The 12,927-nt window shown below is 67.4% G+C and carries 12 protein-coding genes; 2 read left to right on the top strand and 10 right to left on the bottom strand.

Translation table 11 applies throughout. From position 1 onward, the window contains the following. Positions 1-55 precede the first annotated feature (55 nt). Positions 56-448, top strand: coding sequence for a hypothetical protein (locus tag Q673_RS25690; RefSeq protein ID WP_023005548.1), 393 nt, complete (start codon positions 56-58; stop codon positions 446-448). A 97-nt stretch (positions 449-545) separates the two neighbouring features. On the opposite strand, the gene nrdF is transcribed toward Q673_RS25690, so the two are convergent. From nrdF to Q673_RS25655, 7 genes are all read right to left on the bottom strand, one after another. Beyond that, positions 546-1,520, bottom strand: a complete 975-nt coding sequence (gene nrdF, locus Q673_RS25685; RefSeq protein WP_023005547.1) for a class 1b ribonucleoside-diphosphate reductase subunit beta — start codon at positions 1,518-1,520, stop codon at positions 546-548. 14 nt (positions 1,521-1,534) lie between these two features. Beyond that, positions 1,535-3,700, bottom strand: a complete 2,166-nt coding sequence (gene nrdE / locus Q673_RS25680; protein ID WP_081712004.1) for a class 1b ribonucleoside-diphosphate reductase subunit alpha — start codon at positions 3,698-3,700, stop codon at positions 1,535-1,537. Next, the gene (gene nrdI, locus Q673_RS25675; RefSeq protein WP_043524678.1) at positions 3,682-4,113 is read right to left on the bottom strand and encodes a class Ib ribonucleoside-diphosphate reductase assembly flavoprotein NrdI; all 432 of its coding nucleotides are present in this window, start codon (positions 4,111-4,113) and stop codon (positions 3,682-3,684) included. Before nrdI ends, nrdE begins: the two co-directional genes overlap by 19 nt. Continuing rightward, positions 4,110-4,337, bottom strand: coding sequence for a glutaredoxin-like protein NrdH (nrdH, locus tag Q673_RS25670; RefSeq protein WP_023005544.1), 228 nt, complete (start codon positions 4,335-4,337; stop codon positions 4,110-4,112). Before nrdH ends, nrdI begins: the two co-directional genes overlap by 4 nt. 311 nt (positions 4,338-4,648) lie before the next feature. Continuing rightward, complete coding sequence (locus Q673_RS25665) at positions 4,649-5,260, bottom strand: superoxide dismutase (protein WP_031217966.1); 612 nt, start codon at positions 5,258-5,260, stop codon at positions 4,649-4,651. A 240-nt stretch (positions 5,261-5,500) separates the two neighbouring features. Continuing rightward, positions 5,501-6,442, bottom strand: coding sequence for an electron transfer flavoprotein subunit alpha/FixB family protein (locus Q673_RS25660; RefSeq protein ID WP_023005542.1), 942 nt, complete (start codon positions 6,440-6,442; stop codon positions 5,501-5,503). After that, the gene (locus tag Q673_RS25655; RefSeq protein WP_023005541.1) at positions 6,439-7,191 is read right to left on the bottom strand and encodes an electron transfer flavoprotein subunit beta/FixA family protein; all 753 of its coding nucleotides are present in this window, start codon (positions 7,189-7,191) and stop codon (positions 6,439-6,441) included. Before Q673_RS25655 ends, Q673_RS25660 begins: the two co-directional genes overlap by 4 nt. A 374-nt stretch (positions 7,192-7,565) precedes the next feature. Here Q673_RS25655 and Q673_RS25650 point away from each other — a divergent pair, with 374 nt between their 5' ends. Beyond that, positions 7,566-9,206 (top strand): electron transfer flavoprotein-ubiquinone oxidoreductase, encoded by a 1,641-nt coding sequence (locus tag Q673_RS25650; RefSeq protein WP_023005540.1) that lies wholly within the window; start codon positions 7,566-7,568, stop codon positions 9,204-9,206. 109 nt (positions 9,207-9,315) lie between these two features. Here Q673_RS25650 and Q673_RS25645 read toward each other — a convergent pair whose 3' ends face one another. From Q673_RS25645 to Q673_RS25635, 3 genes are read right to left on the bottom strand one after another with little or no spacing between them, the layout of a single operon-like run. Further along, the gene (locus tag Q673_RS25645; RefSeq protein WP_023005539.1) at positions 9,316-10,140 is read right to left on the bottom strand and encodes a sulfurtransferase; all 825 of its coding nucleotides are present in this window, start codon (positions 10,138-10,140) and stop codon (positions 9,316-9,318) included. After that, the gene (locus Q673_RS25640) at positions 10,137-12,347 is read right to left on the bottom strand and encodes an ATP-dependent helicase (RefSeq protein ID WP_023005538.1); all 2,211 of its coding nucleotides are present in this window, start codon (positions 12,345-12,347) and stop codon (positions 10,137-10,139) included. Before Q673_RS25640 ends, Q673_RS25645 begins: the two co-directional genes overlap by 4 nt. Beyond that, complete coding sequence (locus Q673_RS25635; RefSeq protein WP_023005537.1) at positions 12,338-12,898, bottom strand: DUF1285 domain-containing protein; 561 nt, start codon at positions 12,896-12,898, stop codon at positions 12,338-12,340. Before Q673_RS25635 ends, Q673_RS25640 begins: the two co-directional genes overlap by 10 nt. Positions 12,899-12,927 lie beyond the last annotated feature (29 nt).

The following is a 12,927-nucleotide window of genomic DNA, read 5'->3' as shown; positions in this document are numbered from 1 at the left end:
ACACGCCGACGCCGAGACACAAGAATAGGAATCGATTTCAATTAAAGGATGCCCCATGACGCCCTCCCCCCAGCTTCGTTACCACTGCATCTTCCTCGAGGTCTCCTTCCGGGAGCTTCTGGAGAGGGTGACGGCGCAGACACAGGGGGAACACACCCCATGCTGGCTGGATGCGCGCACCCTCGCGCTGCTGACCAGCGAGCTGGAGCGCTGCCGACGGGAGGCCCAGCGAGTGTCTGGCGTTGCCGAGGGGCTGGGCACGGCGGTCTATCACGCCGGGCTGCTGATGGCACAGTGCCCGGGGGCCCTCGGCAAGCACCTGTGTCGGCACCACCTGCAGGCGATCCTGGTGCCGCTGCGGGATGCCATCACCCGGCTGGAGGGACGCCAGACCCCGCCTTCTCAGGGCCCGGCGCGGCGGATGCGTCGCTGGCTGGGGGCCGACTGAGGCCACCTTCTTCGTGGGCAGGCTGCAGCCCTTTCACCGCCACGTTAATCGACAGCCAGGCCCGCCTCCCCCGCTCGGGGGTGGTGGGCCTGGCGCGTCAGAAGGCCCAGTCCTCGTCCTCGGTGGCCACGGTACGCCCGATCACGTAGGAGGAGCCGGAGCCGGAGAAGAAGTCGTGGTTCTCGTCGGCCCCCGGCGAGAGCGCGGCGAGAATGGTCGGGTCGACGTCGCACACCTCCTGGGGAAAGAGCCCATCGAAGCCCAGGTTCATCAGCGCCTTGTTGGCGTTGTAGTGGAGGAACTTCTTGACGTCCTCGGTGAGCCCGACCTCGTCGTAAAGCAGCTCGGTATAGGCCACCTCGTTGTCGTAGAGCGCCAGCAGCAGGTCGTAGGCATAGGCCTTGACCGCCTCCTGTCGCTCAGGCGTCGCCTCGGCCATGGCCTGCTGGAACTTGTAACCGATGTAATAGCCGTGCACCGCCTCGTCGCGAATGATGAGGCGAATCAGGTCCGCGGTATTGGTCAGCTTGGCGTGGCTCGACCAGTACATCGGCAGGTAGAAGCCCGAGTAGAACAGGAACGACTCCAGGAAGACACTGGCCACCTTGCGCATCAGCGGGTCCTCGGCCCAGTAGCGCTCAAGCACCAGTTCGGCCTTGCGCTGCAGCGCGGGGTTCTCCTCGCTCCAGCGGAAGGCGTCGTCCACCTCCCGGGTGGTGCACAGCGTCGAGAAGATCGAGCTGTAGGAGCGCGCATGCACCGCCTCCATGAAAGCGATGTTGGCGTAGACCGCCTCCTCGTGGGGGGTGAGCGCATCGGGCATCAGCGTCGGGGCGCCGACGCTGCTCTGGATGGTGTCGAGCAGGGTCAGTCCAGTGAACACCCGGATGGTGAGCCGCCGCTCCGGCTCGCTCAGGGTGTTCCACGACGGGATGTCGTTGGAGAGCGGCACCTTCTCGGGCAGCCAGAAGTTGCTGGTCAGACGGTTCCACACCTCAAGGTCCTTGTCGTCCTCGAGCCGGTTCCAGTTGATGGCGTGGACGCGGGTCAGTCGCGATGTCGCCGTGGTCATGTCGGCCTCCTTCCTTAGAGAGTGCATGAGACGCAGCCCTCGACCTCGGTGCCCGCCAGGGCACTCTGGCGCAGGCGTACGTAGTAGAGGGTCTTGATGCCCTTGCGCCAGGCGGTGATCTGGGCGCGGTTGATGTCCCGGGTGGTGGCGGTGTCGGGGAAGAAGAGCGTCAGCGACAGCCCCTGGTCGACGTGCTCCGAGGCCGCGGCGTAGGTGTCGATGATCGCCTCGGGCCCGATCTCGTAGGCGTCGCGGTAGAACGCCAGGTTGTCGTCGTCCAGGTAGGGGGCCGGGTAGTAGACCCGCCCCAGCTTGCCCTCCTTGCGGATCTCGATGGGCGAGGCCACCGGATGGATGCTGGAGGTGGCATGGTTGATGTAGGAGATCGACCCGGTGGGGGGCACCGCCTGCAGGTAGCGGTTGTAGAGCCCGTGCGCCATCACCGCCGCCTTGAGGGCCGCCCAGTCATCGCGGGTGGGCAGCACGATGCCGCGACGCTCGAACAGCGCCCGGGCGCGTTCGGTGCGCGGCCACCAGTCACGCTCGGTGTATTTGTCGAAGAAGGCGCCGCTGGCATAGGCGGAGCTCTCGAAGCCGGCGAAGGCCTCGCCACGCTCACGGGCCAGGCGGTTGGAGGCGGCGATGGCGTGGTAGGCCACAGCGGCGAAGTAGGCGGAGGTGAAGTCCAGCGCCTCCTCGGAGCCGTAGTGGATGTGCTCCCGGGCCAGGAAGCCGTGCAGGTTCATCTGCCCCAGGCCAATCGCCCGGGAAAGGGCGTTGCCGTTGGCGATCGAGGGCACCGAGGCGATCTCGGTCATCTCGGCCACCGCGGTGAGACCGCGCACCGCAACCTCGACACTGCTGCCGATATCGCCTGAATCCATCACCCGGGCAATATTCAACGACCCCAGATTGCAGGAGATATCCTCCCCCACCCGACGGTAGCCCAGGTCATCGTTGAACTCGCTGGGCGTATTGACCTGCAGGATCTCCGAGCAGAGGTTGCTCATATTGATGCGCCCGGCGATGGGGTTGGCGCGGTTGACGTTATCCTCGAACATCACATAGGGGTAGCCGGATTCGAACTGCACCTCGGCCAGGGTCTGGAAGAAGGCCCGGGCATTGATCTTGGTCTTGCGAATACGGGAATCGTCGACCATCTCGCGGTACTTCTCGGTCACGGCAATGTCACCGAAGGGCATGCCGTAGACCCGCTCCACATCATAGGGCGAGAAGAGGTACATGGGCTCATTGCGCTTGGCCAGCTCGAAGGTGATATCGGGGATCGTCACCCCCAACGACAGCGTCTTGATGCGGATCTTCTCGTCGGCATTCTCGCGCTTGGTGTCGAGAAAACGCAGGATATCGGGATGGTGGGCATTGAGATAGACCGCCCCGGCCCCCTGGCGTGCACCGAGCTGGTTGGCGTAGGAGAAGGCATCCTCGAGCAGCTTCATGATCGGGATGACGCCCGACGACTGGTTCTCGATCTGCTTGATCGGTGCGCCTTCCTCACGGATATTGCTCAACAGCAGCGCCACCCCTCCCCCACGCTTGGAGAGCTGAAGGGCCGAATTGATGGCCCGGCCGATGGACTCCATGTTGTCCTCGATGCGCAGCAGGAAGCAGGATACCAACTCGCCACGTTGACGCTTGCCGGCATTGAGGAAGGTCGGGGTAGCCGGCTGGAAGCGACCGGCAATGATTTCGTCCACCAGCGACCGGGCCAGCGTCTCGTCACCGCGAGCCAGGGCCAGGGCCACCATGCAGACCCGATCCTCGAAGCGCTCAAGGTAGCGGCGGCCATCGAAGGTCTTCAGCGTATAACTTGTGTAGTACTTGAAGGCGCCGAGGAAACTCGGGAAGCGAAACTTCCAGGCGTAGGCCTGCTCGAAAAGCGCCTTGATAAAGCCGGCATCGTACTGCGCCAACACCTGAGGCTCGTAGTACTGGTTCTCCACCAGGTAGTCGAGCTTCTCCTTCAGCGAGTGGAAGAAGACCGTGTTCTGATTGACGTGTTGAAGAAAGTACTCGCGTACCGCTTCGCGGTCGCGCGCCAGCTGCAGCCGTCCCTCGTCGTCATACAGGTTGAGCATGGCGTTCAAGGCGTGGTAATCCAGCTTGCGCCCCGCGTCACTCTCCGCCTGACGAGGCGGCTGGGTCAGGATTGTCGTGTCCAAAACTCTCTCACTCCCTTGCGAACCCGGGTCACGTCATCGTCCGTGCCCAGCAACTCGAATCGATAGAGCAGGGGAACACCGCACTTCTTGGCGATGATGCGCCCTGCCAGTCCGTAGGCGGCACCGAAGTTGGTGTTGCCGGCGGCGATCACCCCCACCAGCAGCGCCCGGTTGTCGGCGTCGTTGAGGAAGCGGATCACCGGCGCGGGCACCGCCCCCTTCACCTCGCCACCGCCGTAGGTGGGCGTCACCAGTACGAAGGGCCGTGTGGCCTGGGTCATCGGTGCCTCACGCTCGATAGGGATACGTCGAGCCGGCAGGCCGAGACGATCCACGAAGCGGTGGGTGTTGCCGGAGCGTGTCGAAAAATAGATCAGCTCCGGCGGCACACTCTCCAACGGCGCCTCGCTCATGCCGGCGTCAGGGCGCCGAGGCGGTCCGGACGAAAACCGGACCAGTGCTCATCGCCGGCTACCACGACTGGCAGCTGGCGGTGCCCCAGCGCCATGACGCGATCGCGAGCCTCCGGATTCTGCTCCAGGTCGATCAGGCGGTAATCGATCCCCTGGCGCTCTAGGGTGCGGCAGGTAGCCGTGCACTGCGGGCAGGCTGGACGGGTATAGACCTTGATCTCCATGGTGACACTCCCTGAGGAAAGGAACTATATATGGTGATTACGGAGGCAAGGATACACTATATATAGAAACTCTCACCCTTGAAATACCATATGCTGTGGTATAGGAAGGGACCAGGCACAAGTTACTGCGGCCAAGCGGCAGGAGAAAGGGGCAAGGGGCAAGGGGCAAGGAGGCAAGGAGGCAAGGAGGCAAGGAGGCAAGGAGGCAAGGAGGCAAGGATATGCTGCTGCCTGGCAGGGTGCCCATAGAACAGCGCCGCGGCCCCAGGGGCCGCGGCGCTGTTTGTCAGACCGGGACGTCGGTCGGTCGATCAGGCGGTGGCCGCCTGGTAGCGACGCTCGACCTCGTCCCAGTTGATCACGTTGAAGAACTCGGCGATGTAGTCCGGGCGCTTATTCTGGAACTTGAGGTAGTAGGCGTGCTCCCACACGTCCAGACCCAGCACCGGGGTGTTGCCGTTGGAGATCGGGCTGTCCTGGTTCAGGCTGTTCTCCACCACCAGGGTCTTCTGCGGGGTGACGCAGAGCCAGGCCCAGCCGCTCCCGAAGCGCCCCAGGGCGGCCTTGGTGAAGGCGTCCTTGAAGGCCTCGAAGCCACCCAGCTCGCTGTCGATGGCCTCGGCCACCTTGCCTTTGGGCTGACCGCCACCGTTGGGTGACATCATCTGCCAGAACATGGAGTGGTTCGAGTGGCCGCCACCGTTGTTGATCACCGCCTGACGCTTCTCCGCCGGCACCTTGTCCAGATCGGCCAGCAGCTCGTCGACCGGCACGTCTTCCAGGCCGGTGCCCTCGAGGGCGGCGTTCAGGTTGTTGACGTAGGTCTGGTGGTGACGCGAGTGGTGGATCTCCATGGTCAGCGCATCGATATGCGGCTCGAGCGCGTCGTAGGCATACGGGAGGTCAGGGAGGGTGTGTGCCATGTTGATCATCTCCTTGTGGTGGCTTTGCATGAAATGCAATTCGTGTCCTGCACTGACGCGAGATGCGGCCAAGGCCCGAGGTTTTCAACCGCCTCGGCGAAGATTTTTCCTGCCGGGCGCTCTCGCGGGGGTAAGGCCACCCTACTCCAGGCGATCGGACGCCGTCCAGCGCGGGCCAGACAGCAGAAGGCCGGCCCCGGGAGGGCCGGCCTGCGTTGCGACGCCTGGAAAAGGTCGTCCTTACAGCTTCTGCTCGAGCTCCGGCAGGGCCTCGAAGAGATCGGCGACCAGGCCATAGTCGGCCACCTGGAAGATCGGCGCCTCCTCGTCCTTGTTGATGGCCACGATCACCTTGGAGTCCTTCATGCCCGCCAGGTGCTGGATGGCACCCGAGATACCCACGGCAATATAGAGCTCGGGGGCGACGATCTTGCCGGTCTGACCCACCTGCATGTCGTTGGGCACGAAGCCTGCATCCACCGCGGCGCGTGAGGCGCCGATGGCGGCGCCGAGCTTGTCGGCGATGCCCTCGAGGAGTTTGAAGTTGTCGCCGCTGCCCATGCCACGGCCGCCGGAGACCACCACCTTGGCCGCACCCAGCTCGGGACGGTCGGACTCGGCCAGCTCCTCCTTGACGAAGGTGGACTGGTCGTTGTCGGCGACGATGTCGACGGCCTCGATGGCGGCGGAACCGCCACTTCCTGTTTCAACTTCAGCCACCGCATCGAAGGCGGTGGCGCGCACGGTGATCACCTTCAGCGCATCCTCGCTCTGCACGGTGGCGATGGCGTTGCCGGCATAGATCGGGCGCTTGAAGGTGTCGGCGCTCTCCACGGCGATGATCTCGGAGAGCTGTGCCACGTCCTTGAGCGCGGCCACGCGCGGCAGCACGTTCTTGCCGGTGGTGGAGGCACAGGCCAGCACGTGGCTGTAGTCGGCGGCGAGCTCACTGATCAACGCCGCGGTGGGCTCGGCCAGCAGGTGGGCATAGGCGGCGTTGTCGGCCACGCGCACCTTGCTGACGCCGTCGAGCTTGGCCGCGGCCTCGGCGATGGCGGCCACATTCTCGCCTGCCACCAGCACGTCGATGTCGCCGCCGATGGCCTTCGCTGCCGCGACCACATGGGCGGTGGCGCCGGCCAGGGCGCCGTCGTGATGTTCGGCCAGAACCAGGATGCTCATGAAATCACCTTCGCCTCGTTCTTGAGTTTGTCGACCAGCTCGTCCACGGAGCCCACCTTGACGCCGCCCTGGCGCTCGGCCGGCGGCTCGACCTTGAGCAGCTTGATCCTGCTCGCTACCTCGACGCCGAGATCCGCCGGGCTCTTGACGTCCAGCGGCTTCTTCTTGGCCTTCATGATGTCGGGCAGCTTGGCGTAGCGCGGCTCGTTAAGGCGCAGGTCGGTGGTGACGATGGCCGGCAGCGTGAGCTCGACGGTCTGCAGGCCGCCATCGACCTCGCGGGTCACCTGCACCTTCTCCCCCTCGACCGTCACCTCGGAGGCGAAGGTGCCCTGGGGCAGGCCGGTCAGGGCGGCAAGCATCTGGCCGGTCTGGTTGTTGTCGGTGTCGATAGCCTGCTTGCCGAGGATCACCAGGCCCGGCTGCTCCTCCTCCACCAGCTTGGCCAGCGCCTTGGCGGCGCCCAGCGACTCGACGCGCTCGTCGGTCTCGACGTGGATGGCGCGGTCGGCACCCAGCGCCAGCGCGGTGCGCAGCTGCTCCTGGGCGGCCTTGGGGCCCACGGTGACGGCGACGATCTCGGTGGCGACCCCGCGCTCCTTCAGGCGCACCGCCTCTTCCACGGCGATCTCGCAGAAGGGGTTCATGGCCATCTTGACGTTGGTGAGGTCGACGTCGGAATGATCCGGCTTGACCCGGATCTTGACGTTGTAGTCGATGACGCGTTTGACCGCGACGAGTACTTTCATGGTGTCCTCGCTTGGTTCCTCGGGAGTTGAACCATCACTTTTCCCGTTGGCGTGACGATGATCCGTCCGCCGTCCTGAGACGGGCCGCTTAGATCCACGCGGCATTCTCTTATCAGTTTCATGCAAGCGTTTGATAGGCGCCACATGACAAAACAGTCTCAATGTGCCACAGCTCGATGCATCGCAACAATCTCGCCGATGCACGAACCCATTGCACCATCGAGGAGGTGACCCGTTTAGCGTATTATGCCTATCATGGGACCCGGCTAGAAGCAAACGACCGTTTTAAATTGGTTCGACGTTGGTGGTAACCGCCCGCGTCGCCCCGATCAGCGAGGAGAGAGCAGGTGACAGAACAAGTCGAGCGCGAGTCCATGGAATTCGATGTGGTCATCGTCGGCGCCGGGCCCTCGGGCCTGGCCGCCGCGTGCCGCCTGATGCAGCAGGCGGGCGAGGCCGAGCAGGAGCTCTCGGTGTGCGTGGTGGAGAAGGGCTCCGAGGTGGGCGCCCATATCCTCTCCGGCGCCATCTTCGAGCCCCGTGCCCTGGCCGAGCTGTTCCCCGACTGGGAGGAGCGTGGTGCCCCGCTGACCACCCCGGCCAGCCGCGACGAGGTCTACCTGCTCAAGGACGCCGAGAAGGGCCAGAAGCTACCCAACGCCCTGGTGCCCAAGAGCATGCACAACACCGGCGGCGACCTGACCCGCTACGTGATCAGCGCCGGCAACCTGTGCCGCTGGCTGGCCGAGCAGGCCGAGGGGCTGGGGGTGGAGATCTTCCCCGGCTTCGCCGCCCAGGAGGCGATCGTCGAGGAGGGCGTGGTCAAGGGCATCCTGATCGGCGACATGGGCGTGGGCGCCGACGGCCAGCCCAAGGATGGCCACATGCCGGGCATGGAGCTGCGCGCCAGGTACACCCTGTTCGCCGAGGGCGCCCGGGGGCATATCGGCAAACGCCTGATCGAGGAATACGACCTGGCGGCCGGCAAGGACCCGCAGCACTACGGCATCGGCCTCAAGGAGCTGTGGGACGTCCCCGCCGAGCAGCATGAGCCGGGCCTGATCCTGCACGGCTCCGGCTGGCCGCTGGACAAGCACACCCACGGCGGCTGGTTCCTCTACCACGGCGACAACCAGCAGGTGGTGGTGGGCCTGATCATAGACCTCTCCTACCAGAATCCCTGGCTCTCCCCCTTCGACGAGTTCCAGCGCATGAAGCACCACCCGGTGCTGGCGAAGCACCTGGAAGGCGGCAAGCGCGTCGCCTACGGCGCCCGGGCCATCGCCAAGGGCGGGCTCAACTGCCTGCCGAAGATGACCTTCCCCGGCGGCCTCTTGATCGGCTGCGACGCCGGCACCCTCAACTTCGCCAAGATCAAGGGGCTGCACACCGCCATGAAGTCCGGCCTGGTGGCCGCCGAGGCGGTATTCGAGGCGGTGGCCAAGGGTGACGAGGGCGGCCAGGAACTGACCGCCTTCACCGAGAAGTGGGAGGCGAGCTGGGCCTTCGCCGAACTCAAGAAGAGCGCCAGCTTCGGTCCGGCGATCCACAAGTACGGCACCCTGGTCGGCGGCGCCTACAACTTCGTCGACCAGCTGCTGGGAGGCAAGCTGCCCACCCTCCATGACACCACCCCGGACCACGCGGCCCTGAAGCCGGCCAGCGAATTCGAGAAGATCGACTACCCCAAGCCCGACGGCAAGCTCTCCTTCGACAAGCCCTCCTCGGTGTTTCTCTCCAACACCAACCACGAGGAGGACCAGCCCTGCCACCTCAAGCTGGCCGATCCTGAGCTGCCGATCCGCGACAACCTGCCCGAGTACGCCGAGCCGGCCCAACGCTACTGCCCGGCGGGGGTCTACGAAGTGGTCGAGGATGACGACGGTAAGCCGCGCTTCCAGATCAACTTCCAGAACTGCGTGCACTGCAAGACCTGCGACATCAAGGACCCGGCCCAGAACATCACCTGGGTGGCGCCGGAGGGCGGCGGCGGGCCCAACTACCCGAACATGTAAGCGGGAAGCTGGGTAACAGCCTGAACAAGACCGCCTCCGGCACACGAACCGGAGGCGGTTTTTCTTGCAGCTTATCGCTTGAGGTTGACTGCTCCTGGCGAAGCCCGGCCTACTCGCCGGTCGCCACCGGGCGGGCCGGGTCGCGGATCCACTCGCTCCAGGAGCCGGGGTAGAGCCTCGGCAGCGGCCGCCCGGCCACCGCATAGGCGAGGATGGTGTGGCAGGCGGTGACGCCCGAGCCGCAATAGGCCACCGCCTCAGCGGCCTCAGGCAGCTCCCCGGCCAGCCGGGCGGCAGGCTTGAAGTGGCCATCGGCGGCGAGGTTGTCGGCGCTGGGGCGGCAGACGGCACCGGGGATATGCCCCGCCACCGGGTCGATGGGCTCGGCCTCGCCACGGAAGCGCTCGCGGGCGCGGGCATCCACCTTGAGGGCGCGCCCCGAGGCGACCTCCTGGGCGGATATCCAGGCGGTGTCACGGTAGTCGGGAGTCCAGTCGGAGGCGCGTGGCGCCACGGCATCCCCCTCGCGCAGCTCGCCGCCCCGGGCCAGCCACGCCTGGACGCCGCCGTCGAGCAGCCGCACGTCGGGATGCCCCGCCCAGCAGGCCAGCATCCACCAGGCGCGCGCCGCGGCGAGCTGGCCCCCCATGTCGTCATAGACCACGATGGGCACCGCCGGCGACAGCCCGAGGCGCTGGAGCGTGGCGGTGAACGCTTCCGGTGCCGGCAGCGGGTGGCGCCCCCCCTCCCCCGGCGGCCCCGCCAGGTCACGATCCAGATCGAGGTGATGGCTGGCCGGCAGGTGCGCCTTCCACCACAGCCCATGGCCGGCATCGGGGTCGCCCAGCCGGGCCCTGCAGTCCAGCAGCCGCGGCGGCCGAGGGCCCTGCAACGCCTCCTCCAGCTCCCAGGCGGCGATCAACGGTGGGGTCATGCAGGATCTCCTTGCAGCAGTTCGATGGGCGCCCGGCGCGCGATCAGACGCCGTCGGCCGGCGTGACGAAAGCGCACCTCGATCACCGGGTTGTCGGGGTCCCCTTCCACCAGGTCGATCTCGCCCTCGCCGAAGACAGCATGGCGCAGCCGCTGGCCGACGTCGAAAGTGCGATAGGCCGCCACCGCCTCGGCCACGCCGGCCTCGGCCAGGGGAAGCTCGCGCCCCAGGGCAGCCAGGTAGCGCCGCACCAGGGCCGGGCGCGATACCGCCAGGGGCGCGGCGTCGCCCGCGCCGAGCGGTTCGCCCTGCGGCTCCAGGCGGCGCGCCAGGCGGTCGCACTGCTCCCAGGCACATTCGGCGAGGAACCGGCTGGGGCGATGCTCACCGCCGTCGTGGAGCAGCACCAGGCGCTCCCGGGCACGGGTGATGGCCACGTAGAAGAGCCGACGCTCCTCCTCCAGGCGTGGCGGGGAGAGCGGGTTATCGCGGGTGTAGTGGGGAAAGTCCTGCTCGTTGACCCCGGCCAACGCCACCAGCGGCCACTCCAGCCCCTTGGCGCCGTGCACGGTGGTGATCAGCACGCCGTCGTCGTGGTTCTCCACCGGACGGCTGAGCAGCTCGATGAAGGCCTCGGGATCGTTGCCCAGCTCGCTCGCCTGCTCGCGCAGCACGTCGAGCAGGCGCACGTCCTCCTCGCCCTTGTCCCGCCGCGAAGCGGCACGCTTGAGCACCTTCTCGGCGTCGACCTCCTCGACCACGTGGTCGAGCAGCGCCGCCGGCGGCCAGTCGGCGAGCCGCGGCAGCTGGCAGAGCAGCGCCCAGCGCTTCTTGAGCGTGCGCCGCTGGTGGGGCTTGAGCCCCGCCAGCAGCGGGTCGTGGGGCTCGGGCCAGCGCTGGCCGTCGGCCAGCCGCTCGGCCAGGGCGTTCAGCCGCTCGCGGGCGACGAAGGGGGTCGGCTGGGCCAGCAGCAGGGCGAGATGGCCCGGGTCGCGCAGCAGCCCCGGCTCCCGGGCCAGGCGCAGGTAGCCGGCCAGCGCCTGGACCAGCGGCAGGCGGAACACGAAGCGGTCTTCCCGGGCCAGGCGGAAGGGAATCCCCTCGCGCAGCAGCGCCAGCTGCAACGGCACCGAGAGCGCCCAGCTGCGCACCAGCACGCAGGCCTCCTGCAGGGTGCGCCCCGCCTCCTGCCAGCCGGCCAGGGCCTCCAGCAGGCCACGACCGCCCTGCCCCGCCGCCAGGCGCGTCGCCGGATTGCCATCGGCGGCCAGGCAGAGCTGGTCGGGACGGCGACGATTGGCCTCGATGGCATGGTTGGCGGCCAGGGCCAGGGCGTGGCCGTGGCGGAAGGTGGTGGAGAGCGGATAATCCACGGCGGCGCCGAAGGTGGCGGTGAAGCGCTGCAGCATGGTGTCGGGGTGGGCACCGCGCCATTCGTAGATGCACTGGTTGGCGTCACCCACCGCCATCACCTCGGCGCGCTCGCCGGCCAGCAGCGCCAGCAGCCGCTGCTGGGCGACGTTGATGTCCTGATACTCGTCGATGATCACATGATCGAGGAAGCCCTGGACCCGGGCGCGCAGGGCGTCATCCGCTTCCAGCGCCCGCAGCGGACGGTAAAGCAGGTCGGCGTAACCCATCAGGCCGTGCGCCTCGAGCAGCGCCTCGGCGTGGTCGAAGGCGGCGGGGAAGTGGCGGGTCTCCTCGCCGTAGTCGAGCCGCTCATGCAGCGCGGCGGCGGGCTCCATCTCGGCCTTCACCAGGGCGCAGAAGTGGGCGAGCGCCTCGAGGCGCTCACCCTCCAGCGCCGATTCCCGGGCCTCGCCGTCCTGGTCGCCCAGGGCCAGCTGGGTGGCCTGGCGCATCAGCCGCTCCAGCTGCCAGTCGGCGGTGAGCAGGCGGCGCGGCGCCAGCGCTCCCCAGCGGGTCAGACTGGCCGAGAGGCGGTGGCCCAGCGAGTGGAAGGTACGCACGTCGGGCAGCGCCTGCCCGGGCGGGGCCATGGCCGCCAGGCGCGCCTGGAAGTCCTCGCGGGCCGAGCGGTTGAACATCAATACCAGGATGCGCTGCGGGGGGACCCCGCGTTCCAGCAGGGTCAGCACTCGGGCGACCATGGTGGTGGTCTTGCCGGAGCCGGCCACGGCGGCGACCCGGGCATGCCCGCCGGCATGCCCCACCACGGCGCGCTGTTCGGCGGTCAGTCGCACGCCGCGTCGTCCTCCAGCACGCCCAGCGGATGCCGGAGGCCGCCACTCGCGAGCCCCAGCGCCGGTCGACCGTCCGCCAGGGTCATGGGCTCAGCATGCTCGGCGAGGCGGTAGAAGACGTTGCGCCCGAGGCGCGCGGCAAGGCCGAAGCGCACCGGCACCTCGGGCACCGTCTCGCCGCCGGGGGTGGCACTCAGGGTAAAGGGGTGGTCGGCGTCCAGGGGCAGGCGATCGCCAACGTTGGTGGTCAGCCACCAGCGACCCTCGCCGTCGGGCTCGGCGTCGACCACCAGGAAGGGGCGGTCCTCGACGCGGATGAACTGGCGCTCGGCGGGGGTCACCAGAGCGTAGCGCCCGTCGGCCTCGCGGCGCAGGATGGTGGAGAGCAGGCGCACCAGGCGCGGGCGCGCGATGGGGGTGCCCTCGTGGAGCCAGCGGCCATCGGCGGCGATCACCAGGTCCATCTCCGCAGAGTGCTGGGGGTGCCACTCGGCCACGGGCGGGATCTCCCCCTCCGGATCGATACGGGCGACCAGCGGTTCCAGGTCCATCGCCTCCTCCTCTCTCTCCACAGGCGGTC

The organism is Halomonas sp. PBN3, from assembly GCF_000475415.1.
In the GTDB taxonomy this organism is placed as follows: Bacteria; Pseudomonadota; Gammaproteobacteria; order Pseudomonadales; family Halomonadaceae; genus Halomonas; species Halomonas shengliensis.
This window is presented reverse-complemented; position numbering and strand designations above follow the sequence as displayed.

Coding starts and splice junctions, on each gene's coding strand:
- nrdH (WP_023005544.1), bottom strand. CDS start 4,337: ATGGAGATCAAGGTCTATACCCGTCCAGCCTGCCCGCAGTGCACGGCT.
- Q673_RS25660 (WP_023005542.1), bottom strand. CDS start 6,442: ATGAGCATCCTGGTTCTGGCCGAACATCACGACGGCGCCCTGGCCGGC.
- Q673_RS25655 (WP_023005541.1), bottom strand. CDS start 7,191: ATGAAAGTACTCGTCGCGGTCAAACGCGTCATCGACTACAACGTCAAG.
- Q673_RS25645 (WP_023005539.1), bottom strand. CDS start 10,140: ATGACCCCACCGTTGATCGCCGCCTGGGAGCTGGAGGAGGCGTTGCAG.
- nrdF (WP_023005547.1), bottom strand. CDS start 1,520: ATGACCACGGCGACATCGCGACTGACCCGCGTCCACGCCATCAACTGG.
- Q673_RS25690 (WP_023005548.1), top strand. CDS start 56: ATGACGCCCTCCCCCCAGCTTCGTTACCACTGCATCTTCCTCGAGGTC.
- nrdI (WP_043524678.1), bottom strand. CDS start 4,113: ATGAGCGAGGCGCCGTTGGAGAGTGTGCCGCCGGAGCTGATCTATTTT.
- Q673_RS25650 (WP_023005540.1), top strand. CDS start 7,566: ATGGAATTCGATGTGGTCATCGTCGGCGCCGGGCCCTCGGGCCTGGCC.
- Q673_RS25635 (WP_023005537.1), bottom strand. CDS start 12,898: ATGGACCTGGAACCGCTGGTCGCCCGTATCGATCCGGAGGGGGAGATC.
- Q673_RS25665 (WP_031217966.1), bottom strand. CDS start 5,260: ATGGCACACACCCTCCCTGACCTCCCGTATGCCTACGACGCGCTCGAG.